The following is a 24,165-nucleotide window of genomic DNA, read 5'->3' as shown; positions in this document are numbered from 1 at the left end:
GCATCAGCGGAACTGACACAGGCATCTTTTGGGAAGACCTTCCGGTTACTTGCGCAGACCCAGCTTTTCGATCAGCGCGCGGTAACGATCAGCGTCCTTGCCCTTCAGGTAGTCGAGCAGCTTGCGGCGGCGGCTCACCATGCGCAGCAGACCGCGGCGGCTATGGTGATCCTTGGCGTGCGACTTGAAGTGCGAGGTCAATTCGTTGATACGCGACGTCAGGAGCGCAACCTGAACTTCGGGCGAACCCGTGTCATTGGTGCCGCGCGCGAATTGCGCGACGACTTCGGACTTCTTGATATCTGCTACGGACATTTGCTTTTCCTTTAAAGCTAACGGGCGGTCACGGAAGAAAGGCCGTGCCGTGGATTACAGCGAAGTGCGTATTGTAGCACAGGCCGGATTCGCCGCGAACCCAGCCGTAGCGCCGGGCTCATGCCGGCGCCGGCAGGCCCCGCGCTCAGGGCCGCTTCATCTGGCAAACCGTCGGCAGGACGGTGCGTTCGGGCGGCAGTTCGAGCACCGTCCGGAAACCGTAGCCCGAGCCCTCGTTGTCGTAGCGCACGCCAGGCGTGCCCGCCTTGTCCATCTGCATGACATAAAGGGGCTGGATTACCTGATGGTCGTCGGCGCGCATCCACATCGGATGAAAACCGTTGTCGAAGCGCAGCCCCTCCAGGGCCTTCGCCACCGCCGTGGGGTCGGCCGAACCGGCATTCGTCATGGCCTGCGCGAGCATCTCGACGAGCATCTCCATGCGCAGCACCGGGTAGTCGTCCTGCAGCGCCGGATAGCGCGCGCGGAATGCGGCGTACCAGGCGTCGGAGGGCGCGCCGCCCGCGTTCGGATGCCAGTCCGCCACGGCGATCACCCGCTTCACGCCCGCGTCGCCCAAGGCCGCCGGGGCGCCGAGACTATTGCCGTAGAACGTGTAGAACTTCGTGTCGAGCCCCTGCTCGCGCGCGGCCTTAACGAGCAGCGTGAGGTCGTTGCCCCAGTTGCCGGTGACGACAGCGTCGGCACCCGAGGCGCGGATCTTCGCGATATATGGCGCAAAGTCCTTCACGCGGCCGACCGGGTGGAACTCGTCGCCCACCACCGCGATATCGGGCCGCCGCTGCGCGAGCGCCGCGCGCGCGAGGGTGCTCACGTCGTGACCGAAGCTGTAGTCCTGGTTCAGCAGGTAGATCTTCTTCACCGACTTGTCCGCCGCGATCACGTCGGCGAGCGCGTCCATGCGCATGCCCGCGTGGGCGTCGAAGCGGAAATGCCAGAAGCTGCAGTTCGCGTTGGTGAGCGCGGGGTCGTCGGCGGAATAGTTGAGGAAGACCTCGCGGTTGTCCGGCTCGCGCGTGTTCTGGCGCTCGATGGCGGTCACGAGCGCCGCCGCGACGGCCGAGCTGTTGCCCTGCAGGATGAAGCCGATGTGCCGGTCGGCGGCCGCGCGCAGCTGGATCAGCGCCGACTCGGTGCTGCCCTTGCTGTCGAGCACGACGAGCTCCAGCGGATGCCGCCCGTCGCGCAGCATCACGCCGCCGCGCGCGTTGACGCGCTCCACGCCGAAGCGCAGATTGCGCTCGACGGCCGCGCCCGCGTCGGCGAACGGCCCGGACATGCCTTCGATCAGCGCGAGCGGGATCGGCTCACCCGCGGGCTTGCCGCCTGGCGCGTCGGCAGCCTGCGTCGATGCGGCCCATGCACCCGATATGCCCGCCGCGCCCGATATCACCGATACGACGGCAAACGCCGCCCCCAGCGCCCCAAGCTTCGCCGCCGCGCGGCCCATTCGTGCCCTCATGCCCTCTCCCTTCGCTCTTTTTGCCGCCTACGCGCGGGGCGAGACCCTGGCGCGCGCCGTCGAAGCGCGGATCATAGGACGCACAGCCCCCTCGCCGCAAGAGCGCCGCCCCGCTCTCGCCAGCACGGCATTGCGTGTCAAAATAGAACATCGACAACAACGGCGGTCATCGGCACATCGCCCGGGGGACTCCATGCTTATCCGCTTTACTCCTGCGATCGCCACCGCGCTCGCGTCGGTCGTGTCGCCTCTCGCGTTGCGCCTCGCGCGCGTGCCGCGCCGCGCGCTTGCCGCCGGCCTCGGGGCGCTCGCACTCGCCGGGTGTGTGCAGCCCTGGCAGCAATTCCACGCCGGCGACGATGCCCAGGCCGTGATCGCGCGCTTCGGTCCGCCGCGCGAAAGCTACGACCTGCCCAACGGCGGCAAGCGCCTGATGTGGCCGACCCAGCCGATGGGCGAAACCACCGTCGCCGCCGACATCGACGCGAGCGGCAAGGTTGTGAACGTGCGCCAGGTGCTCCAGGTAAGCGAGTTCTATCGCGCCGAGATCGGCAAGTGGACGCGCGCCGACGTGCTCGTCAACTTCGGCCGCCCCGAAGAAACCGCCTATTTCCCGCTGATGAAGCGCGAGGTGTGGACCTACCGCTACTACGAAGACAATGTCTGGTACATGCTCTACAGCTTCTACTTCGACGACGACGGCGTCCTGCGCCTCACGCAAAAGACGCCCGATCCGATGCACGATCCGGACCGCCGCGGCTGGTTCTAGCGCGCCCGCCGACCCGCATCAAAAGAAAAACCCCCGCGTTTGCGAGAACGCGGGGGTTTTGTTTTGCCTGGCGCGGCTTCGGGCAGGGCACACGCCCTGCCTGGGACGCGCTTACGAGCGCTGCGGATTGAGCTTGTCGGTGTCCGACGAATAGAGCTTGTTGAGCGCCGCGATATACGCCTTGGCCGAGGCCGCGACGATATCCGGATCGGTGCCCACGCCGTTCACGATGCGGCCCGCCTTCGACAGACGCACCGTCACTTCGCCCTGCGCCTGGGTGCCGGTGGTGATGGCGTTCACCGAGTACAGCAGCAGTTCCGAGCCGCTGCCCACTTCGGTTTCGATGGCGTTGAGCGTCGCATCGACCGGACCGTTGCCGGCCGCTTCGCCGGTCACTTCCTTGCCGTCGGCCGAAAAGACGATACGCGCGTGCGGACGCTCGCCCGTTTCCGAGTGCTGCGCAAGCGAAATGAACTTGTAGTGCTCGCGCTCCTGCGCCTCGGCCGACTCTTCCGTGACGATCGCGATGATGTCTTCGTCGAAGATTTCGGCCTTGCGGTCGGCCAGTTCCTTGAAGCGCGCGAACGCCTGGTTCAGTTCGGCTTCGCTTTCGAGCTGGATGCCCAGTTCCTGGAGACGCTGCTTGAACGCGTTGCGGCCCGAGAGCTTGCCCAGCACGATCTTGTTGGCGGTCCAGCCCACGTCTTCGGCACGCATGATTTCATACGTGTCGCGTGCCTTGAGCACGCCGTCCTGGTGGATGCCCGAAGCGTGCGCGAAGGCATTCGCGCCCACCACGGCCTTGTTCGGCTGCACGACGAAACCCGTGATCTGCGAGACGAGCTTCGAAGCCGGCACGATCTGCGTGGTGTCGACGCCGAGCTCGAGGCCGAAGTAGTCCTTGCGGGTCTTCACGGCCATGACGATTTCTTCGAGCGAGGTGTTGCCCGCGCGCTCGCCCAGACCGTTGATCGTGCATTCCACCTGACGCGCACCGCCGATCTGCACGCCGGCGAGCGAATTCGCCACGGCCATGCCGAGGTCGTTGTGGCAGTGCACCGAGAAAACGGCCTTATGCGAGTTCGGGATGCGCTCGCGCAGCGTCTTCACGAGGTTGCCGTAGAGCTCCGGAACGCCGTAGCCCACCGTGTCGGCGATGTTGATCGTGGTCGCGCCTTCGTTGATGACGGCTTCGAGCACGCGGCACAGGAAATCCATGTCCGAGCGGCTGCCGTCTTCGGGCGAGAACTCCACGTCGTTCGTGAACTTGCGCGCAAAACGCACCGCCAGCTTCGCCTGCTCGAGCACCTGCTCGGGCGACATGCGCAGCTTCTTCTCCATGTGCAGCGGCGAAGTCGCGATGAAGGTGTGGATGCGGAAGTGATCGGCGGGCTTGAGCGCGTCGGCGGCACGCTGGATGTCCTTGTCGTTGGCGCGGGCCAGCGAGCAGATCGTGCTGTCCTTGATCGTGCCGGCGATCGTCTGGATCGCGTCGAAGTCGCCGTTCGAGCTGGCCGCGAAGCCGGCCTCGATCACGTCGACCTTCATCCGCTCGAGGTGCTTCGCGATGCGGATTTTCTCTTCCTTCGTCATCGACGCACCGGGCGACTGCTCGCCGTCACGCAACGTCGTATCGAAGATGATGAGCTTGTCTGCTGCCATTTTGGGTCTCCAGGGGGACTTGTTCGGTGTCTAAAAACGGAATTCGGGTGTTCGCGCCACCGTTGGCGACGCTGACAATGAACGAAGCGGACGGAGGGCGAGCGAGATCAGCGCGGCAGGCGCGCTAGCGCTAGCGTGCTTAGGCGCGCGCCGGCTTGAAGAGAAAGGAGGGGGAACGAGATCGTTGCCATGCCGCCGACTATAGCGGGATTCCGGCGATAGTGCAATTGGCCGCGGCCCGGGGATGTTCCTCAGGCCGGCCCGGCTCGCGCGCTGGCCCCAAAAACGACCAGGGCCGCACGAAGCGGCCCTGCGAAACTGACGGCGAAACGGACTGCAAGACGGACTGCGCGCTAGCGCCCTTACCGGTCGCGCGGCGAGGAACGCGCCGGATTGCTCCGCCCGCGCGCCGCCTGCCAGGCCCAGAACACGTAGCCCGAAAGGCCGTACAGCACGAAAAGACCGAACAGCATGAGCGGCGGATCGGACGAAACCAGCACGAACGCCACCACCACCAGCAGGATCGCCGCGAACGGCACCCGGTGCCGCACGTCGAGCGCCTTGCCGCTGTAGAACGGCGCGTTCGAGACCATGGTCACGCCCGCATAGATCGTCAGCACGAACGCCACCCACGGCAGCCACGCGAGCTTGACGGGCACGCGGTTATCCGTGGAAAGCCAGACGAAGCCCGCGATCAGCGCCGCCGCCGCCGGGCTCGGCAAGCCCTGGAAGAAACGCTTGTCCACCACGCCGATATTCGTGTTGAATCGCGCGAGCCGCAGCGCCGCACCCGAGCAATAGACGAAAGCGGCCAGCCAGCCCCAGCGGCCGAGATCCTTGAGCACCCACTCGTACATCACGAGCGCGGGCGCGACGCCGAACGAGACCATGTCGGAGAGACTGTCGAACTGCTCGCCGAACGCGCTCTGCGAGTGCGTCATGCGCGCGACGCGCCCGTCCATGCCGTCGAGCACCATCGCCACGAAGATCGCGATAGCCGCGACCTCGAAGCGCACGTTCATGGCCTGCACGACGGCGAAAAAGCCGCAAAAGAGCGCGGCCGTGGTGAACGCGTTGGGCAGCAGGTAGATGCCGCGCTTCTTCAGGAACTGCTGGCGCGCGGCGCGACGGGTCGCAGCGACGCCCACCGGCGGATCCTGCAAGGGCTTGTTGCGGCGAAACGGCCGCGGCAGCGGTCCGCCCGCTGCGTTGCGGGGACGACGCGGTTTGAATCCGGCCATCGCAACCCTCCTTAGGCCGATTGCGTTTGCAGTTCGGCGAGGATCGTCGAGGACGCGGACACCTTCTCGCCGATCGACACACGCGGGCGGCTGCCCACGGGCAGGTACACGTCCACGCGCGAGCCGAAGCGGATGAAGCCATAGCGCTGGCCGCGCGAGAGCGGCTCGCCCGAGCGCACGTAGCACAGAATGCGGCGCGCGATGAGGCCCGCGATCTGCACCGACGTCACCACGGTGCCATCGGCCATCGTGAGGACGACGGCATTGCGCTCGTTCTCGGTCGAAGCCTTGTCGATGGCGGCGTTCAGGTAGGCGCCGGGGAAGTATTCGACCTTCGAGACCGCGCCATCCACCGGCGAGCGCTGCGAGTGCACGTTGAACACGTTCATGAACACGCTGATCTTGAGCGCTTCGCGGTTCGCATACGGGTCGTGCGCCGTTTCGATGGCGACGATGCGGCCGTCGGCCGGGCACAGCACGGCGTTCGCCTGGGTCGGGATGGGCCGCGGCGGATCGCGGAAGAACTGCACGACGAAGATGAGGATGAGCCAGAACGGCCACGCGAGGCCGAACCCTGCGATTGCATGGATCACGAGCGCCACGACGGCAGCAAGGGCGATGAACGGCCAGCCTTCGCGGGCGATGATCGGATGAGGGTAATTCATGGTGGCTTCGGTGTTTTTTTAAAAACCGTAGGATAGCAAAAGCCGCCCAGGGTTCATCCCACCTGGGCGGCTTTTGTGTGAAATCGCGGCGGCGCGGCGGCTTCCCCGCGCTGATTCAGCCCGAAAGGAAGCCGGCCGCCGCCTGCGGCGCAACGTCGGATTAGTTCTTCGACTGGTCGACGAGCTTGTTCTTCGCGATCCACGGCATCATCGCGCGCAGCTTCGCACCGACCTGCTCGATCTGGTGCTCGGCCGTCAGGCGGCGGCGCGATTGCAGCGTCGGCGCGCCGGCCTTGTTCTCGAGAATGAAGCTCTTCGCGTATTCGCCGGTCTGGATGTCCTTCAGGACTTCCTTCATGACCTTCTTCGTTTCGGCCGTGATCACGCGCGGACCCGTCACGTACTCGCCGTACTCGGCGTTGTTCGAGATCGAGTAGTTCATGTTCGCGATGCCGCCTTCGTAGATCAGGTCGACGATCAGCTTCAGTTCGTGCAGGCACTCGAAGTACGCCATTTCCGGCGCATAGCCCGCTTCCACCAGCGTTTCGAAGCCGGCCTTGATGAGGTCGACCGTACCGCCGCACAGCACGGCTTGTTCGCCGAACAGGTCGGTTTCGGTTTCTTCGCGGAAGTTCGTTTCGATGATGCCGGCACGGCCGCCGCCGTTGGCCGCTGCGTACGAGAGGGCGATGTCACGCGCCGCGCCCGACTTGTCCTGGGCCACTGCGATCAGGTGCGGCACGCCGCCGCCTTGCGAGTACGTGCCGCGCACGGTGTGGCCCGGCGCCTTCGGGGCGATCATGATGACGTCCAGATCGGCTCGCGGGATCACCTGGCCGTAGTGGACGTTGAAGCCGTGCGCGAACGCGAGCGCGGCGCCGTTCTTGATGTTGGCGTGCACTTCCTTCGCGTACACGTCGGCGATCTGCTCGTCGGGCAGGAGCATCATCACGACGTCGGCGTTCTTGACGGCTTCGCCCACTTCCTTGACGGCGAGACCGGCGTTCTCGGCCTTGCTCCACGAAGCGCCGCCCTTACGCAGGCCGACGGTCACGTTCACGCCGCTGTCCTTCAGGTTCAGCGCGTGGGCGTGGCCCTGCGAGCCGTAACCGATGATGGTGACCTGCTTGCCTTTGATGAGGGAGAGGTCGGCGTCCTTGTCGTAGAAAACTTTCATGGTGGTTCCCTGGCGAGAATACAAAAATTGAGAAATTCGGTACTGCTGCTCGTGTGAATCTGACTGAATCTGACTGAATCTGACGAATGGCGAGGTGTCGTCACACCTTCAGAATGCGCTCTCCGCGCCCGATGCCCGAGCCGCCCGTACGGACGGTCTCCAGAATCGCGGCGGCGTCGATCGCTTCGATGAACGCGTCGAGCTTGTCGCTCGCACCCGTCAGCTCGATCGTGTAGGTTTTCTCGGTGACGTCGATGATACGGCCGCGGAAGATGTCCGCCATCCGCTTCATCTCTTCACGCTCCTTGCCGACCGCCCTTACCTTGATCAGCATCAGCTCGCGCTCGATGTGGGCGCCCTCGGTCAGGTCGACCACTTTCACCACCTCGATCAGGCGGTTCAGATGCTTCGTGATCTGTTCGATCACGTCGTCCGAGCCAATGGAAACGATGGTCATGCGCGACAGCGAACGGTCTTCGGTCGGCGCCACCGTCAAGGTTTCAATGTTGTAGCCGCGTGCGGAGAAGAGGCCGACCACGCGCGAAAGCGCGCCCGGCTCGTTTTCCAGCAAAACGGAAATGATGTGTCTCATGATGTGTTCCGCGATTTATCCCGTTGAGCGTGTTGCCGCCCTTCCCCGCGAACCCGCGCGCCCGTTGTGTGGACGCGTGCCGCGCGAGGTCGGAGCGGCGCCGTTCAAATACCGTTACAGGTCTTCCGAACCGAGCAGCATCTCGGTGATGCCCTTGCCGGCCTGAACCATCGGCCAGACGTTTTCGGAAGGGTCGGTCTGGAAATCGAGGAACACCGTGCGGTCCTTCAGTCGCAGCGCTTCCTTGAGCGCGGGCTCGACGTCCGCGGTCTTCTCGACGCGGATGCCCACGTGGCCGTAAGCCTCGGCGAGCTTCACGAAGTCCGGCAGCGCATCCATGTACGAATGCGAATAGCGCTTGCTGTATTCGATCTGCTGCCACTGGCGAACCATGCCGAGGTAGCGGTTGTTCAGCGAAATGATCTTCACGGGCGTGTCGTACTGCTTGCAGGTCGACAGCTCCTGAATGCACATCTGGATCGAGCCTTCGCCCGTGATGCACAGCACGTCGTCGTCGGGGTGGGCCATCTTCACGCCCATCGCCGCCGGCAGGCCGAAGCCCATGGTGCCGAGGCCGCCCGAGTTGATCCAGCGGCGCGGCTGGTTGAAGCGGTAGAACTGCGCGGCCCACATCTGGTGCTGGCCCACGTCCGAACAGACGAACGCGTTGCCGCCCGTGAGCTCCCACGCCTTCTCCACCACGAACTGCGGCTTGATGATGTCGCTCTTGCGGTCGAACTTCAGGCAGTTCTTCTCGCGCCAGCCTTCGATGTCCTTCCACCAGGCGGCGAGCGCCTCGGTATCGGGACCGTGCTCGGCGTGCTGAAGCTGCTCGATGAGCTCCTTCAACACTTCCTTCACGTCGCCGACGATGGGGATATCGACCTTCACGCGCTTCGAGATCGACGACGGGTCGATGTCGATGTGAATGATCTTGCGCGGACGCGAAGCGAAGTGCGCCGGGTCGCCGATCACGCGGTCGTCGAAGCGCGCGCCGATCGCGATCAGCACGTCGCAGTGCTGCATCGCCATGTTGGCTTCGTAGGTGCCGTGCATGCCGAGCATGCCGAGGAACTTGCGGTCGCTCGCGCGATAGCCGCCCAGCCCCATCAGCGTGTTCGTGACCGGGTAGCCGAGCAGATCGGCGAACTGGTTCAGTTCGCGCGCCGCATCGGCGAGGATGATGCCGCCGCCGGTGTAGATATACGGACGTTTGGCCGTGAGGAGCAGCGACACCGCCTTGCGGATCTGCCCCGAGTGGCCCTTCGTGACCGGGTTGTACGAACGCAGCGCCACGTTCTTGACCGGTTCGTACGCGCACGGCGTTTTCGACACGTCCTTCGGAATGTCGATCAGCACGGGGCCGGGACGGCCGGTGCGCGCAATGTAAAAAGCTTTCTTGACGGTGGCCGCGAGGTCGCGCACGTCCTTCACGAGGAAGTTGTGCTTCACGCACGGGCGCGTGATGCCCACGGTGTCGCACTCCTGGAAGGCGTCCTGGCCGATGGCGGCAGTCGGCACCTGGCCGCTGATGATCACCATCGGGATCGAGTCCATATAGGCCGTCGCGATGCCGGTCACCGCATTGGTGACGCCCGGGCCCGAGGTCACGAGACACACGCCCACCTTGCCGGTGGAACGGGAATAGGCATCGGCCGCGTGCACGGCTGCCTGTTCGTGGCGCACGAGCACGTGCTGAATCTTGTCCTGCTTGTACAGCTCGTCGTAGATGTAGAGTACCGAGCCGCCGGGATAACCCCAGACGAATTCGACCTGCTCGTCAGCGAGCGCTTTCATCAGCACGGTCGCGCCGATGGACTGGCCTTGATGGCCATGAGGGTCAGATTCGTGTGAAGAAGGGGGAACCGACGTGGAGAATTCCGCGCTGGGCATATTCATCATTCACCTTTCGAATTTTCGGCAAAAAATTGATCGGGTGCTCTCTGCCGGGCTTGTGGCTCGGGTTCAAGCGGCGCGTCCAGTTGACAGGTGAGCTTCTTGGGCCACACCCGAATTGAGACAGGTCACTTATGTTGCGAACCGTCGAAGATAGCGGGTCATGCCCCGACGGTCAAGCGATTCTTGCCATGGCGGGCACGCGCGTTGCGAGTGGCCCGACTTTTGTGCGCTTTGCGTGCGGGTCCGATGGATTTTTGCGGAATTTTGTGAGGCTCGCCCCGGGGGGCTGGCATTGGACGCCCGGCCTCCACTTCGCCGCCACACGGGGCCCGGGCGGGTCCGGACGGTCGGCCGGGACGGAAGCACCGGGCATCGCCAACACGACGCCTGACGGATTGTCTGGCCGCGTCATCACCCCGTGGACGCGAAAATTTGCTAGCATCCGCGAGTTTTACGACATTTTTCGAACGATTACGCGTACGCTCTGGTGGCGGCGCCCTGCAACGGATGGCATCAGACAAGGAACTCGCCGATTTTCTGGCGGGCGTCGAGAGACGCGCGTTCAAGCAGACGGTCTACGCCGTGAGGGACGACGACGCCTCGCTCGACATCGTGCAGGACGCGATGATCAAGCTCGCCGAAAAATACGGAGACCGCCCCGCCGCCGAACTGCCCCTCCTCTTCCAGCGCATCCTGCAAAACACGACGCATGATTTTTTTCGTCGGCAAAAAGTACGCAATACCTGGGTGAGCCTGTTTTCGTCGCTCGGCAACGCCGACGACGACGAATTCGACCCGCTGGAGACCTTCGAGGCACAGAACGGCACCATCGGCGCGGAGAGCAGCGAACAACAACTCGAACGAGAACAGGTCCTCAATCTGATCGACCAGGAAATCCAGAAATTACCGGCACGTCAACGGGAGGCGTTTCTGATGCGTTACTGGGAAGATATGGATGTCGCCGAGACTGCCGCCGCAATGGGCTGCTCCGAAGGCAGCGTGAAAACGCACTGCTCGCGGGCCACCCACACGCTGGCACAAGCACTCAAGGCAAAAGGAATCACGCTATGAGTTCCGCTCTCGAAAACAAAGAACTAGAGTTCGTGCGGGAACTGCGCCGTGCCCTCGACGAGAGTGCCGCCAGTCTGCCCGCCTCCACGACCGATCGCCTCGCCACCGCCCGCCGGAGCGCGCTCGCGCGCAAGAAGACCGAGCCAGTGCTGGTGCGCGTGCCGTCGCTCGCCGCCGCGGGCCTGCCCGGCTCGCTGGACGCGCCGGCGGCGCCTCGCCGCCGCTCGCCGCTCAAGCGCCTCGCGCTGGCCTGGCCGCTCGCCGCGCTGGTGGCGGGCCTCTTCGCCATCGCGTACTTCGAGGATCAGCAGCACACGGCCGAGCTTGCCGATATCGACGCCGCCATGCTGAGCGACGATTTGCCGCTCACCGCGTATCTCGATCACGGTTTCAACGCGTACCTGTCGCGTTCGCACTAACCGGGAGACTCGCGGGGTGAGTTACAAGCGCGGCCTGGCCGTAGTGATAGGATCGGTGGTCGCGGCAGTCGTGTCGTATGTGGCGACATATCCGCGCTTTCACCCTGAAGAAACGTCCGGCGCCGCGGTCAGCGCGCCGGCCAGCGGCCCTTCCGTCGAAACCTCGATCGCCACGGCGTTCGCACCGCTGCCCGGTCGCAAGGATCCGCTCGCCTGGGCGCGCCTCACCGACGACCAGCGCACCGCGCTCGCGCCGTTCGCGACCGAATGGGACCGATTCAGCGACGAACGCAAGCGCAAATGGCTGAAAATCGCCGCGCGTTATCCGAAGATGTCGCCGGATGCGCAAAAGCGCCTGCACGACCGCATGTCCGAGTGGGTCCGCATGACGCCCGAGCAGCGCCGCGTCGCGCGCGAGAACTACCAGGCATCCAAGGAATTGCCGCCGCAGGCCCGCCAGCGCGCGTGGAAAGACTACCAGGAGCTCTCGCCCGAGCAGAAGGCAAAACTGGCCGCGACCGAGCGCAAGCGTCGCACCGTCGTCAGCGCGCCGCCGTCGGGCAGCAAGAGCGAGATCCGCGACATCGAGCGCCTCGTCGACGAGCGCGATCGCCGCAGCCAGCCGCATAACCCCGCTTCGGCGCCGGCCGCTTCAGGCGCGGCCCCGGCACCCGCCTCCACGCCCGGCGCGATGACCGAGCCGGCGCCCGCCATGGCGGGCATCCCCTCGGCGGCGAGCTTCGTGCCGGCCACGCCGATTCCGGTTTCGCCCGCCGAAGCCCCGGCACTGTTCAAGGGCTCGTAAGCCCCCCGGTTTCCGTTCTGTCGCAGGTTCCCCGCGTAATCCCGGTATGCCGCTGCCCGGGCTCGCGGGTATGCTTGAGGCGTCCCGTCCCTTTTCCGACGCCGCCGTGACCGAGCCCGCCATCGCCGTAGCTCAGCAAACTCCTCGAGCGGCTTCTTCAGAAGTCGGCGCAGCCACACAGCCGCCCGCCGCCCCGACGATCCGCCGTCGTCTCGCCGCGCTGCTCTACGAAAGCGTGTTGCTGTTCGGCGTGATCTTCCTCGCGGGACTCGCATTCAGCCTCGTGCTCCAGCAGCGCAACGGCCTCGCCTACCATCACCTGATGTCGGCGTGGATCGCCGTGGTCGCCGCGGCGTACTTCGTCGGCTTCTGGCACCGCGGCGGCCAGACGCTGCCCATGAAGACCTGGCGCATGCGCGTGGTCGGTCCCGATGGCGCGCCGCCCACCGTCGCGCGCGCGACGCTGCGCTACCTCGCCGCCTGGCTCTGGTTCCTGCCGCCGCTCGCGCTGCATCCGCTCTTCGGTCTCTCGATCCCGCGCACGCTGCTGCTCGAGATCGTCTGGTTCGCCCTGTGGACCGCCAGCGCCCGCTTCGACGCGCAGCGCCAGTTCCTGCACGATCGCATCGCGGGCACACGCATCGTCGCTGTGCCGCGCGCGCCACAGTAGCGCCCCGCGCGGCCCCCTCGCCCGCATCGCGTCCGGGGCCAGGGCGCGGTCATTTCCGCTCGCCGCGAGCGCCGGCGGGGCCTCGCGCCGACGCCGCGCAACCGGGCAGGAGTGCGTAACAAGAACATCTTGTGACTGTCACGGCACCGTCACGGCCACATGGCGCAATGCGCGTATTGCAAACCCGCCGCGCGAGCCATGGCCCAGAACCCGACCGCGACTCCCCTCTTCCGGCAGACCACCGGACCGGCCACCGACCCTACGGCTTTCAGCCCAGGTCCAGGCGGCGCCACCTTTTCCTCTCCGCCGCTGCCGCTCTCCGATTCGACAGCCACCGGCCCCCACGACGACGATCACCCCGCCCCGCATCGCTACCGCACCATCTGGCTCTCCGACATCCACCTCGGCTCGAACGGCTGCCAGGCCAACTACCTGCTCGATTTCCTGCGTCATAACGAGTCGGAGTACCTGTACCTCGTCGGCGACATCATCGACGGCTGGCAGCTGAAGAAGGGCTGGTACTGGCCGCAGGCGCACAACGACGTCGTGCAGAAGGTGCTGCGCAAGGCGCGCAAGGGCACTCAGGTCGTGTACATCCCGGGCAATCACGACGAAGCGGCGCGCCAGTTCTGCAACCTCGCGTTCGGCGACATCCACGTGCGCGAGGAAGCGTTCCACACGACGCTCGCCGGCAAGCGCCTGTGGGTCGTGCACGGCGACCTCTTCGACGGCGTGATCCAGCACGCCAAGTGGCTCGCGTACCTCGGCGACTCGGCCTACACGGTGATCCTCGTGCTCAACCGCTGGTTCAACCGCGTCCGCGCAAAGCTCGGCTTCCAGTACTGGTCGCTCTCGCAGTACCTCAAGCACCAGGTGAAGAACGCCGTGAACTTCATCTCGTCGTTCGAGCGCGTGATGACCGACGAAGCGCGCCGCCGCGGCTGCGACGGCGTGGTCTGCGGCCACATCCACAAGGCCGAAATCCGCGACATCGACGGCGTGCTGTACTGCAACGACGGCGACTGGGTGGAAAGCCTCTCCGCGCTCGTCGAGACCTTCGAGGGCGAACTGCGCATCGTCTACTGGACGGTGATGCAGGCCCCGGAGGCACAGGTTTCGACGCGCAAGGCGCGCGTGAGCGCCTGACCCCGTAGCGCACCGGCGAGCCTCGCACTGTACGCGGCTCGCCCCCTGCCCCCTCGCGGGGCGCGAACAACTGCAATATCAGAGGGCCGACGACCGATGAAAGTAATGATCGTGACCGATGCATGGGAGCCGCAGGTCAACGGCGTGGTACGTACGCTGAAGAACACCACGCGTGAGCTGATTGCGCTCGGGCATCAGGTGGAGCTGCTCACGCCGCTCGAATTCCGCACGATCCCGTGCCCGACCTACCCGGAAATTCGTCTCTCGCTGCTCCCGAAGCGCCATCTGCGCAAGCGCATCGAAGCGTTCGGTCCCGACGCGCTGCACATCGCCACCGAAGGCCCGCTCGGCCTCGCCGCGCGCGAGTACGCGATCAAGCACGACCTGCCCTTCACGACCGCCTATCACACGCGCTTTCCCGAGTACGTGCAGGCGCGTTTCGGCATTCCGCTGTCGGCCACCTACCGCTTCCTGCGCTGGTTCCACAAGCCCTCGCTCGCGGTGATGGCGCCCACGCCCGTCGTGAAGGCCGACCTCGAAAAATTCGGCTTCACGAACGTCGTGCTGTGGACGCGCGGCGTGGACCTCGACATCTTCCAGCCGATGGACTCGAAGGTGCTCAACACCGCGCGCCCGATCTTCCTCTATGTGGGCCGCGTGGCCGTGGAGAAGAACGTCGAAGCGTTCCTCAAGCTCGACCTGCCGGGCTCGAAATGGGTGTGCGGCGAAGGCCCCGCGCTCGCCGAGCTGAAGTCGCGCTATCCCCAGGCGAACTACCTGGGTGTCCTGAGCCAGCCCGAACTGGCGAAGGTCTATGCAGCCGCCGACGTCTTCGTGTTCCCGAGCCGCACCGACACCTTCGGCCTCGTGCTGCTCGAAGCCCTCGCGTGCGGCACGCCGGTCGCCGCTTACCCGGTGACGGGCCCGATCGACGTGCTCGGCACGGGCCATGCGGGCGCGATGAACGAAGACCTGCGCGAGGCCTGCCTCGAAGCGCTCAAGATCGATCGCGCAACGGCGCGCGCCTGGGCCGAACGGTTCTCGTGGCGCGCGGCGTCCGAGCAGTTCGCCTCGCACCTGAAGCCGCGGCCGCGCGCGACCATGCAGGAATCGAGCGCCGCTGCCTGAGGCCGGGAGGCGCTCCATGACCCGGCCTTCGATTGCGCGCGTGCCCGCCGCCGACGATTCGCGGGACCCGCCCGCGGACCCGGCGCATCCAGTGAAACACCCCGCCGCGCCCGGCCCAGCGCCGGACGCGGCGTGCGATACTGGCAGCTCTACCCGCACCGCCATGCCGTCACGTTCTCCTTCCCCCTCAAGCTCCGCTCAAGGCGCCGCCGCTGCCGTGGTCCGGGCCGTGCCGCTGCATACGGGCGCGGTGAACGAGTTGCCGCAGCCGCCGCTCTCGCACCATGACGCCGCGGAAAGCGCCGATCCGCACGAGCCCCACGAACCGCTCGGCCCCGACGATCCGCTCGCGCCGCCCCCGTTCAATCCGTACAAGGGCAACCGGGGCCTCACGCGCGCCTGGCACGCGCTCAAGAATTCGATTGCGGGCTTTCGCGTGGCGATCCGCGAGGAAAGCGCCTTTCGCCAGGAGCTGACGCTCGCGGCCATCCTCGTGCCGATCGCGCTCTTCGTGCCGGTCGAGCCCGTCGCGCGCGTGCTGCTGCTCGGCTCGGTCATGCTGGTGCTGATCGTCGAGCTCATCAATTCGAGCATCGAAAACGCCATCGACCGCATCGGCCTCGAGCGCAACGAGCTCTCCCGGCGCGCCAAGGACCTCGGCAGCGCGGCCGTCACGGTGGCGCTCGCGTTCTGCGTGATGACCTGGGGGCTGATCCTCGTGCCCCTTTTCGGGCCGCCGCTTCTCGCCCGGCTCGCCTCGCTGTAAACCCTGCCCCCTCGCTCCGGCGCGCCCGCGCGCCGGACACCGTGCTTGCCGCGGGCGCTTACCGGCTCTTACGGGTCGAATCGTCGGTTTATAATCGAACGATAGTCTTAGGGCCCGCTCGTGCCGATTTCACGCCGATTCCGCATAAACCGGCCCTAAAACAAGACCAACCGCGTCCGGGCAATCCACGCAGCAGCGACCTTGCAGCAGCGCGCAAGCCCGGCACTTTCAGGGCCGGACGACATGGAAGCCAAAACTCCCCGCCGTACACGCGAACGGATTCTCGAACTCTCGCTGAAGCTGTTCAACGAGATTGGCGAGCCGAACGTCACCACGACGACCATCGCCGAGGAAATGGAGATCAGTCCAGGCAACCTGTACTACCACTTCCGCAACAAAGACGACATCATCAACAGCATCTTCGGCCAGTTCGAGCAGGAGATCGAAAAGCGTCTGCGCTTCCCGGACGACCACCGCGCCACCATCGACGAAATGTGGGCCTATCTGCAGTACATGGTCGATTTCACTTGGCGCTACCGCTTTCTCTATCGCGACCTGAATGATCTGCTCGCGCGCAACCGCACGCTGGAGATGCACTTCAAGCAGATCATCAGCCACAAGGTCCACTTCGCAAAGCAGTTCTGCGAGCAGCTCCAGGCCGACGGCGAAATGGTGGCCACGCCCGCCGAGATCGCCGTGATCGCGACCAACATCGGCGTGATCGCCACCTACTGGCTCTCCTACCAGTTCGTGATGAACCCGCGCAAGTACAACGACCAGGAAGCGATCCGCGACGAACTCCACCAGGTGAGCGTGCAGATCGTTTCGCTGATGGCGCCGTACCTGCGCGGGCGGGCCCGCCAGCTCTTCGACGACCTCGTCTCGGGCAAACTCGCCAAGCGCGAGTTCTACGACTACCTGCCGCCGCGCGACGGCGCGGCCGGGGCAGCAGGAGCCGCGGCGGGTACGGCGCGCGGCGCCGTGCGGGACACGAAGGACGTGCGCGAATGAAGGCCGTCTGCGTCTATTGCGGCTCCTCGCACGGAGCCAGCCCGATCTACACGCAGGCGGCGCAGGCCTTCGGCCGCGCGCTGGTCGCGGCCGACCTCGGCCTCGTCTACGGCGGCGGCAAGGTGGGCCTGATGGGTGTGATCGCCGACACCGTGATGGCCGAAGGCGGCCGCGCGATCGGCGTGATTCCCGAACTGCTCGTGAACAAGGAAGTGGGCCACGATGGTCTCTCGGAGCTGCACGTCGTGCCCGACATGCACCACCGCAAGAAGATGATGGCCGACCTCTCGGACGCGTTCGTCGCGCTGCCGGGCGGCGCGGGCACGCTCGAAGAGCTGTTCGAGGTCTATACGTGGGCGCAGCTCGGCTATCACCACAAGCCGGTCGCGGTGCTCAACATCGACGGCTTCTACGACCCGCTCATCGCGCTGCTCCGGCACACCGTCACCGAAGGCTTCATGCGCCAGACCTACTTCGATCTGCTCCAGATCGACAGCGATCCGGCCGCGCTGATCGACAAGCTCCAGCGCTACCACGCGCCCGCGCAGGACAAGTGGTCCAGCGCGCGCGAGAACGTCTAAAGCGCGCGAGGCATTGATCGTCCGGCGGCGCGCGCCGAATCCACCGTCAATCAACGGGGTACACCGATGAGCAAGGTTGTCCTGATCACGGGCGCGAGCCGCGGCATCGGCCGGGCGACCGCCCGGCTGCTCGGCGCGCGCGGCTGGACCGTGGGCGTGAATTATCAGCATAACGAACCGGCTGCCGGGGAAACCGCGGCGCAAGTCGGCCGCGCGGGCGGCCATGCGCGCGTGCTGCACGGCGACGTCGCGAACGAAACCGATGTGATCGCGATGTTCGACGCACTCGAACACGCTTATGGCCGCATCGACGCGCTCGTCAACAACGCGGGCATCGTCGCGCCGTCCACCTCGCTCGCCGACATGAGCGCCGGGCGCCTGAAGCGCATGTTCGACGTGAACGTGTACGGCGCGTTCCTGTGCGCGCGCGAAGCGGCGCGGCGCATGTCGAAGGACCGCGGCGGCGAGGGCGGCGCGATCGTCAATGTCTCGTCGGCGGCGTCGCGGCTCGGCTCGCCCGGCGAGTACATCGACTATGCGGCATCGAAAGGCGCCATCGACACGATGACGATCGGTCTCGCCAAGGAACTCGGTCCGCAGGGGGTGCGCGTGAATGCGGTGCGCCCGGGCCTCATCGATACGGACATTCACGCGAGCGGCGGTCGCCCCGACCGGGCCGCCGTGCTCGGTGTACAGACGCCGCTCGGGCGCCCGGGCGGTGCCGACGAAGTGGCCGAGGCCATCGTCTGGCTGTTGAGCGATGCGGCGTCGTATGTGACCGGCGCGCTGGTCGACGTGAGCGGCGGACGCTAGAACCCGGAGCCGGGCTCGCGCAGAAAGGCGAGTTCGGCCTCGCTCGATGGGCGCTCCAGTTGCGCGTTGCGATGCGGAAAGCGCCCGAAACGCTCGATCACTTTCGCGTGCCGCACGGCGTAACCGTAGTAGTCCTCGCCGTCCGGCTCGTGGCGTAGCTCGCCGAAAAGCCGCAACGACTCGCGCTGCGCCTCCACCGATTCGGCGTGCTCGAACGGCAAATACACGAACACACGGTGATAAAGCGTAGGCAGCGCGCGATCCGCCCTGCTCGCCACCAGTTGCCGCGAGAGGGCCAGCGCACGATCGTCGGCGGCGAACGCGCGCGGCGTGCCGCGATGACAGTTGCGCGAGAACTGGTCGAGCACGATCACGAGCGCAAGCGAGCCCTCGGGCGTCGCGGCCCACGCGTCGAGTTCGCCCGCGCACGCCGCCTCCAGCACGGCGCCGAAGCGCTCGCGCAATTGCGCATCGAACGCCTCGTCCTTTCTGAACCACATCTTGCACGGCCGGCCGTACTCCGCCGAACCCGCTGCGCCGAACCAGAAGTCCAGCACCTCGCGCGCACGCGGATCGACGGTATCTTCCGTCATGCAAACTCCAGCACGAGGCGCCGCGTGCGGGCGCTCTTCTTCTCCAGTTTCGCTACGCGCAGCGCGCCGATCTCGTTCGTGTTGCGCACGTGAGTGCCGCCGCAGGGCTGCAAATCAACGCTCTCGATACGCAACAGACGCACGCGGCCCAAGCCCATCGGCGGCTTCACGCTCATCGTGCGTACGAGTTCGGGGCGCGCGGCCATTTCCTCGTCGGTGATCCACTCGGTGGCGACCGGGTGCGCCCCCGCCACCAGTGCCGCGAGCCGCGCTTCGACGTCCTCGCGCTCGATCGGCTCGACGGTCGCGAAGTCGAGCCGCGCGTAGTCGGTCGTGATGCTGCAGCCGTCCACCGCGTACGGCAGCACGGCGCACATCAGGTGGCTGGCCGTATGCAGCCGCATGTGCCGATGGCGCCGCGCCCAGTCGATCTCCGCGCGCACCGGTTCGCCGGCGCGCAGGCGGGCGATCAGCGCCTCCTGGCCTGGCGCGGGCACGTGCAGGGCATCGTCGGGCGTGGCGCCTTCGAACTTCGCCTTGCGCGTGTCGGCGATCGCGATGCGCGTGCCGTCGGCCAGGATCAGCGCGCCGGTGTCGCCGGCCTGGCCGCCGCCGAGCGGATAGAACACGGTCTGGTCCAGCAGCACGCCGTCCTCGCCCGCCGCGACGACGGTTGCGTCGCACTGGGTGAGATAGGCATCTTCGCGAAACAAGGCCCTGGTCGTCATACGTCGAGTCTCCTTCCATGCCAGCTTGTGGTTCGGCCCATTATCGGGGGCGCCTGGCAGGTTCCCAAATGCACCTGCCAGGCGCCACGGCCGGACTGTACCGGTGCGCCTGCCGGGCCAGTCAGCCCGGCCGGTTGCGCATCCAGTCGGCCGTATCGAAAAACGAGTGCAGCAGGCGCTCGCGCAGCGGCTCGGCAAGGCCCACGTCTTCCATCGCCCACGCCATGCAGCGCAGCCACTGGTCGCGCTCGGACGAAGCGATCGCGAACGGCAGATGGCGCGCGCGCAGGCGCGGATGGCCAAACCGTTCGATGTAGTGATCGGGGCCGCCCAGCCAGCCGCACAGGAACCAGAACAGCTTGTCGCGCGAGCCGTCGAGCGTAGGCGGATGCAGGGCGCGGATGCCCGCGAAATCGGCCTCGAGATCCATCAGGTCGTAGAAGCGGTCGACGAGCTCGCGCACGCGGGCCTCGCCGCCGACGAGTTCGAAGGCCGTGGGTTGCTGCGGCGCTTCGTCGGCTGAATCGGTCATACGGAAAATGGATGCAAAAACGTTGGGAGCTGCCCTCGCGCGCCAGACGTGCCGGACGTGCCAGACGCGCGGGGGAAAGCCACGATTTTCGCATAGCGGCGCACGCCGGGCCGCGCGGCCTGCGAGGCCCGCGAGTTTCGCTCCCCGCGGCGCTCAGGCGTCGCGCAACGACTGCAGCGCGGGCCGCGCGAGCACGTGCCGCAGGCTGATCCAGCCGCCCACGCCCGCGCACACCACACCCGCTGCAATGCCCGCGGGCAGAAGCCACGGATCGAACGGCAGATAGAACTGGAACACACGCGTGGCGAGCACGTTGCCCACCACCTGCGCGCCGACCGCCGCCATGAGCCCGGAGAGCGCGCCCACGGCAACGAACTCCGCCACCTGCACCGCACGCACCTGCCCGTGCGATGCGCCCAGCGCCCGCAACAGCGCAGACTCGCGCATGCGCTCGTCGCGCGTGCCCGCGAGCGCCGCGTAGAGCACGAGCACGCCCGCCGCGAGCGTGAACAGGAAGAGGAACTGCACCGCACCGATCACCTGTTCGAGCATGCGCTGGATCTGCGCGAGAATCGGCGCGATGTCGATGGCCGTGACGTTCGGATATTGCGCGACGAGGCCATCGACCACGTTGCGCTGCGCATCGGGCAAATGGAAGCTCGTGATGTAGGTGGCCGGGAAGTCGCGCAGCAACGGCGGCGGCATCAGCACGAAGAAGTTCACCTTGAACGAGCCCCAGTCGAGCTTGCGCACGCTCGTCACGGGCGCGCTCACCTCCAGACCGGTCACGTCGAACTTGAGCACGTCGCCGGTCTTCACGCCGATCAGCTTCGCAAGTCCCTCCTCGATCGAAAGCTGCGGCTCGCCGGAGTCGCCGTACCACGTGCCCGCAGTAATGCGATTGTCGTCGGGCAGTTGCGTCGTGTACGAGAGATTGAACTCGCGGTCGACGAGGCGCCGCGCATCCTCGCTCTTGAAGTGCCCGGGGTCCACCGGCTTGTCGTTGATCGCGATGAGCCGGCCGCGCACCATCGGCTCGAGCGCGATATCCGCGAACCCATGCGTGCGCAACCATCCCGCCACGGCGTCGCGCTGGTCGGGCTGGATGTCGATGAGGAATTCGTTGGGCGCGTCGGGCGGGGTCGATTTGCGCCAGCCGTCGACGAGGTCGTTGCGCGTCATCGCGATCAGCAGAAGGCACATGAGGCCGATGGCGAGCGCCGTGATCTGCAACGCGCTCGCGCCCGGGCGCCGTTCGAGCGACGCCAGCGCGTAGCGCCAGCCCACGCCCGCTCGCACCTGGCCGCCCAGCCGCTCGCTGCGCGCGAGGCGCGCCGCGCCCCAGAGCGCGAGTCGCGCCACGCACGCGAACACGAGCATGCCGATCGCGAAGCCGCCCGCGACGATGCCGCCGAGCTTCAGCTCGCCCGCCGCGATCACGAGGAGTCCTGCAAAGAGCACGATGCCCACGCCATAGGCGGCCCAGGCCGTGCGCCCCGCTTCGCCCCACTCGCGGCGCAGCACCCGCACGGGCGGCACGCGCGTGAGCGGCAGGAGCGGCGGCAGGGCGAAGCCGAGCAACAGCACGAGGCCGGCCGCGAGACCTTCGAGCGCGGCAAGCGGCCCCGGATACGGTAGCTGCACGGAGATCAGGCTGCCGAGCCAGGCAAGCAGCGCGAAATGCCCCGCATAGCCGAGCACCACACCCACTGCGCCGCCCACGAGCCCGAGCCCGAGGAATTCGAGTACGAAGAGCGTACGCAGCGTGCGCTGGCTTGCGCCGACGCAACGCATGGTGGCGCAGCTGTCGAGATGCCGCCGCGTGTAGCGATGCGCGGCCATGGCGATCGCCACGGCCGCGAGCAACGCCGTGAGGAGCGAAACGAGCGTGAGGAAATGGCGCGCGCGGTCGAGCGTCTGTCTGACCTGCGGCTGGCCGTCGTGCAGCGATTCGAGGCCGACGCCGCGCATCTGGCCACCGTCCACGCGCGCGTGCGCCCACTTCGCGAACTGCGCGACGGCGGGATCGGCGCCCGCGACGAGCAGCCGGTATGTCACGCGGCTGCCGTAGGTGACGAGCCCCGTGGAGGCGAGTTCGTCGTCGCGCATCATCAGGCGCGGCGAGAAATTGACGAACGAGAAGCCGCGGTCGAGCTCGCGCGTAATCACGGCGCTCACCACGAAGCTGCGGTTGCCCACCTTTACGGTGCTGCCCACGTGCAGTTTGAGCGCGTCGAGCAGTTCGTCGTCCACCCAGACCGTGCCGGGCGCCGGGATGCCCTGCGCCTCGCGATCGGGCGCGCCGGCGGCCGGAGCGACGCGCAGCGCGCCGCGCAACGGATAGTCCGCCGATACCGACTTGATCGCCGCCAGCCTCGACAGCGGCTGGCCGCTGGCCGCATCGGCGCCCACCATGCTCGGAAAGATCGCCGTGTTCGCGGTATGCAGCGCGAGCGACTGCGCCTCGCGCAGGAACATCGGATCGATGGGATGATCGGCGCGCACGATAAAATCGGCGGCGATCATGCGACGCGCATCGCGCTCGAGGCCCCGGTCCAGCCGGTCGGCGAGAAAACCCACGCTTGCGAGCGCCGCGACGGCCAGCACCAGCGCGAGCAGCAGCATCGTCAGTTCGCCGGCGCGCCAGTCGCGCGCCGTCATGCGGGCGGCAAGGCGAACGACGTCGAAAAACCCAGGCGGCCGATGCGCCGCACCGGGACCCGGCTGCGGGCGCTGCACACCAGGACCGCCCTCGCTACGCGCGGGCTTGTGCGGAGACGACGAATGCGTGGAACGAGGAGGAACGCTCAATCGTGACGGCTCCGCAGCGAAAGGCGCGAGACCATATGCGTGGCCATGCCCCGAAAACCGCCCTGCACGCCGCGCCACAAGCGAGGCAGCGCCCAGGCGGCGAGCGCGAGAAAGGCTACGAGCATCAAAAGGAACAGCAACGGCACGAAGAACGCGAGCAAGAGGCCCACGAAGGTCAGGCCGTCTTCGGCGCTCGACGTGACGACGTTCGAGACAGGTTCAGGCGAGAGGTTGATGAGCGCGCGCGTGCCGGCCTTGGCGAGGTGCGCGGTGCCGGCCAGCGTGCCGCCCGCCAGCGCCGCGATGGTCAGCACGGCCGGATCGGCGTGGCCCATCGCCCCGGCCGCGAGCACGGCGCCGGCCGGAATGCGGATGAAGGTATGGAGCGCGTCCCAGAGCGAATCGAACGCGGGGACCTTGTCGGCGAGGAATTCAAGCACGGTGAGCGCGGCGGCGACGCCGATCACCCACGGCGAGGCGAGCACGGCCAGCGTGTCGGGCAGATGGATCAGGCCGAGGCGCTGCATCACGCCGGCCATGAACACCGTGAGATAGAGGCGCAGGCCGCTGCCCCACGACAGGCCCGCAGCTAGCGAAAATGGTTCCAGCATGGCTGTCTCCTCGCGCGGTGCGGCCAGGCGCCGTGGCGCCGCCAGGCGAGGACCGCGCATCGAGGGACCGGGGCCCTCCCGGTACCCTGCGGCGCCGACGCTCGCCGCGCCGGCGGCGCGGAGTGTGATCGGGTTATGACCGTTCCATTATAGCCACGCCTTTTGCAGCGCCGCAGTCCGCATTGCTGCGGATGCAACAGCAAAATGCGGCGTTGCGTTCAAAAACGGGAAGATGCGGCCACCCGATCGGGTCCAATTGGGTCCAATCGGGTCCACTCAAGCACGCTCAGGCCGCCGACGTCAGCTTGAGGCCTACGAGCCCGAGCACGATGAGCGCCGCGCTCGCCACGCGCGCGACCGAAAGCGTCTCGCCCATCGCGACGATGCCGAAAATAAACGCGCCCACCGCGCCGATGCCCGTCCACACGGCGTAAGCCGTGCCGAGCGGCAGTTGCCGCATGGCCATCGCCAGCAGGCCGAAGCTGCCGAGCGCCGTCACGAGGGTGAAGACCGACGGCCACAGCCGCGTAAATCCGTCGGACATCTTGAGGCCGGCGGCCCACGCCACTTCGAGCAGGCCGGCAATGAGGAGAAGAAACCAGGACATAGGACGCTCCATGAAAAATGGGGTCGTCCCCGAACTAAAGAAACTGCAGAAACTGCAAGGTCGTCCTTAC

General features: G+C 66.7%; 25 protein-coding genes. 11 read left to right on the top strand and 14 right to left on the bottom strand.

The window, feature by feature from the left end; all coding sequences use genetic code 11:
* Window positions 1-45: 45 nt before the first annotated feature.
* Both rpsO and U5760_RS22750 read right to left on the bottom strand, forming a co-directional pair.
* Window positions 46-315, bottom strand: coding sequence for a 30S ribosomal protein S15 (rpsO, locus tag U5760_RS22755; RefSeq protein WP_322014546.1), 270 nt, complete (start codon window positions 313-315; stop codon window positions 46-48).
* Between the two features lie 145 nt (window positions 316-460).
* Window positions 461-1,798: a branched-chain amino acid ABC transporter substrate-binding protein gene (locus tag U5760_RS22750; protein WP_322014545.1), complete on the bottom strand. Its 1,338-nt coding sequence runs from the start codon at window positions 1,796-1,798 to the stop codon at window positions 461-463.
* A gap of 193 nt (window positions 1,799-1,991) precedes the next feature.
* On the opposite strand from U5760_RS22750, the gene U5760_RS22745 reads away from it, so the two are divergent.
* Window positions 1,992-2,567, top strand: coding sequence for a hypothetical protein (locus tag U5760_RS22745; protein WP_322014544.1), 576 nt, complete (start codon window positions 1,992-1,994; stop codon window positions 2,565-2,567).
* A 111-nt stretch (window positions 2,568-2,678) separates the two neighbouring features.
* Here U5760_RS22745 and U5760_RS22740 read toward each other — a convergent pair whose 3' ends face one another.
* From U5760_RS22740 to U5760_RS22715, 6 genes are all read right to left on the bottom strand, one after another.
* Window positions 2,679-4,229 (bottom strand): 2-isopropylmalate synthase, encoded by a 1,551-nt coding sequence (locus U5760_RS22740; protein ID WP_322014543.1) that lies wholly within the window; start codon window positions 4,227-4,229, stop codon window positions 2,679-2,681.
* A 362-nt stretch (window positions 4,230-4,591) separates the two neighbouring features.
* Window positions 4,592-5,470, bottom strand: a complete 879-nt coding sequence (gene pssA, locus U5760_RS22735) for a CDP-diacylglycerol--serine O-phosphatidyltransferase (protein WP_322014542.1) — start codon at window positions 5,468-5,470, stop codon at window positions 4,592-4,594.
* A gap of 11 nt (window positions 5,471-5,481) precedes the next feature.
* Entirely contained in the window at window positions 5,482-6,135 is a 654-nt protein-coding gene (locus U5760_RS22730; protein WP_322014541.1) for a phosphatidylserine decarboxylase, read from the bottom strand.
* A 160-nt stretch (window positions 6,136-6,295) separates the two neighbouring features.
* Window positions 6,296-7,312, bottom strand: coding sequence for a ketol-acid reductoisomerase (gene ilvC / locus U5760_RS22725; protein ID WP_028226245.1), 1,017 nt, complete (start codon window positions 7,310-7,312; stop codon window positions 6,296-6,298).
* 100 nt (window positions 7,313-7,412) lie between these two features.
* Window positions 7,413-7,904: an acetolactate synthase small subunit gene (gene ilvN / locus U5760_RS22720; RefSeq protein ID WP_028226244.1), complete on the bottom strand. Its 492-nt coding sequence runs from the start codon at window positions 7,902-7,904 to the stop codon at window positions 7,413-7,415.
* A 114-nt stretch (window positions 7,905-8,018) separates the two neighbouring features.
* On the bottom strand, window positions 8,019-9,803 hold the full coding sequence (locus tag U5760_RS22715) for an acetolactate synthase 3 catalytic subunit (RefSeq protein ID WP_322014597.1): 1,785 nt from the start codon (window positions 9,801-9,803) through the stop codon (window positions 8,019-8,021).
* 507 nt (window positions 9,804-10,310) lie between these two features.
* On the opposite strand from U5760_RS22715, the gene U5760_RS22710 reads away from it, so the two are divergent.
* From U5760_RS22710 to U5760_RS22665, 10 genes are all read left to right on the top strand, one after another.
* Window positions 10,311-10,874, top strand: coding sequence for an RNA polymerase sigma factor (locus U5760_RS22710; protein WP_322014540.1), 564 nt, complete (start codon window positions 10,311-10,313; stop codon window positions 10,872-10,874).
* The gene (locus tag U5760_RS22705; protein WP_322014539.1) at window positions 10,871-11,293 is read left to right on the top strand and encodes a DUF3619 family protein; all 423 of its coding nucleotides are present in this window, start codon (window positions 10,871-10,873) and stop codon (window positions 11,291-11,293) included. Before U5760_RS22710 ends, U5760_RS22705 begins: the two co-directional genes overlap by 4 nt.
* A gap of 16 nt (window positions 11,294-11,309) precedes the next feature.
* Entirely contained in the window at window positions 11,310-12,098 is a 789-nt protein-coding gene (locus tag U5760_RS22700) for a DUF3106 domain-containing protein (protein WP_322014538.1), read from the top strand.
* Between the two features lie 70 nt (window positions 12,099-12,168).
* A complete protein-coding gene (locus U5760_RS22695) occupies window positions 12,169-12,768 on the top strand; it encodes an RDD family protein (RefSeq protein ID WP_322014537.1) in 600 nt (199 codons plus the stop codon).
* Window positions 12,769-12,966: 198 nt separating this feature from the next.
* On the top strand, window positions 12,967-13,914 hold the full coding sequence (locus tag U5760_RS22690) for a UDP-2,3-diacylglucosamine diphosphatase (protein ID WP_322014536.1): 948 nt from the start codon (window positions 12,967-12,969) through the stop codon (window positions 13,912-13,914).
* Window positions 13,915-14,010: 96 nt separating this feature from the next.
* Window positions 14,011-15,042, top strand: a complete 1,032-nt coding sequence (locus U5760_RS22685) for a glycosyltransferase family 1 protein (RefSeq protein WP_322014535.1) — start codon at window positions 14,011-14,013, stop codon at window positions 15,040-15,042.
* Between the two features lie 163 nt (window positions 15,043-15,205).
* Complete coding sequence (locus tag U5760_RS22680) at window positions 15,206-15,808, top strand: diacylglycerol kinase (protein ID WP_322014534.1); 603 nt, start codon at window positions 15,206-15,208, stop codon at window positions 15,806-15,808.
* Between the two features lie 243 nt (window positions 15,809-16,051).
* Entirely contained in the window at window positions 16,052-16,819 is a 768-nt protein-coding gene (locus U5760_RS22675) for a TetR/AcrR family transcriptional regulator (RefSeq protein ID WP_322014533.1), read from the top strand.
* Window positions 16,816-17,400, top strand: coding sequence for a TIGR00730 family Rossman fold protein (locus tag U5760_RS22670; RefSeq protein WP_322014532.1), 585 nt, complete (start codon window positions 16,816-16,818; stop codon window positions 17,398-17,400). The genes U5760_RS22675 and U5760_RS22670 overlap by 4 nt, the downstream gene beginning before the upstream one ends.
* A gap of 66 nt (window positions 17,401-17,466) precedes the next feature.
* On the top strand, window positions 17,467-18,213 hold the full coding sequence (locus tag U5760_RS22665; RefSeq protein ID WP_322014531.1) for an SDR family oxidoreductase: 747 nt from the start codon (window positions 17,467-17,469) through the stop codon (window positions 18,211-18,213).
* Here U5760_RS22665 and U5760_RS22660 read toward each other — a convergent pair.
* The 6 genes from U5760_RS22660 to sugE form a co-directional block, all read right to left on the bottom strand.
* Window positions 18,210-18,806: a DUF924 family protein gene (locus U5760_RS22660; RefSeq protein WP_322014530.1), complete on the bottom strand. Its 597-nt coding sequence runs from the start codon at window positions 18,804-18,806 to the stop codon at window positions 18,210-18,212. The genes U5760_RS22665 and U5760_RS22660 overlap by 4 nt on opposite strands.
* Window positions 18,803-19,534 (bottom strand): alanyl-tRNA editing protein, encoded by a 732-nt coding sequence (locus tag U5760_RS22655; protein ID WP_322014529.1) that lies wholly within the window; start codon window positions 19,532-19,534, stop codon window positions 18,803-18,805. Before U5760_RS22655 ends, U5760_RS22660 begins: the two co-directional genes overlap by 4 nt.
* A 121-nt stretch (window positions 19,535-19,655) precedes the next feature.
* A complete protein-coding gene (locus tag U5760_RS22650; protein WP_322014528.1) occupies window positions 19,656-20,066 on the bottom strand; it encodes a group II truncated hemoglobin in 411 nt (136 codons plus the stop codon).
* Between the two features lie 153 nt (window positions 20,067-20,219).
* Window positions 20,220-22,727, bottom strand: coding sequence for an ABC transporter permease (locus U5760_RS22645; protein WP_322014596.1), 2,508 nt, complete (start codon window positions 22,725-22,727; stop codon window positions 20,220-20,222).
* Window positions 22,728-22,873: 146 nt separating this feature from the next.
* Complete coding sequence (locus U5760_RS22640; protein ID WP_322014527.1) at window positions 22,874-23,488, bottom strand: DUF4126 domain-containing protein; 615 nt, start codon at window positions 23,486-23,488, stop codon at window positions 22,874-22,876.
* 286 nt (window positions 23,489-23,774) lie between these two features.
* Complete coding sequence (gene sugE, locus U5760_RS22635) at window positions 23,775-24,095, bottom strand: quaternary ammonium compound efflux SMR transporter SugE (RefSeq protein ID WP_028226230.1); 321 nt, start codon at window positions 24,093-24,095, stop codon at window positions 23,775-23,777.
* Between the last annotated feature and the right edge of the window lie 70 nt (window positions 24,096-24,165).

The organism is Paraburkholderia sp. J12 (genome assembly GCF_905220215.1).
Classification (GTDB): domain Bacteria; phylum Pseudomonadota; class Gammaproteobacteria; order Burkholderiales; family Burkholderiaceae; genus Paraburkholderia.
Note: the sequence above shows the minus strand (reverse complement) of the source record. Positions and strands in the feature narration are given on the sequence as shown.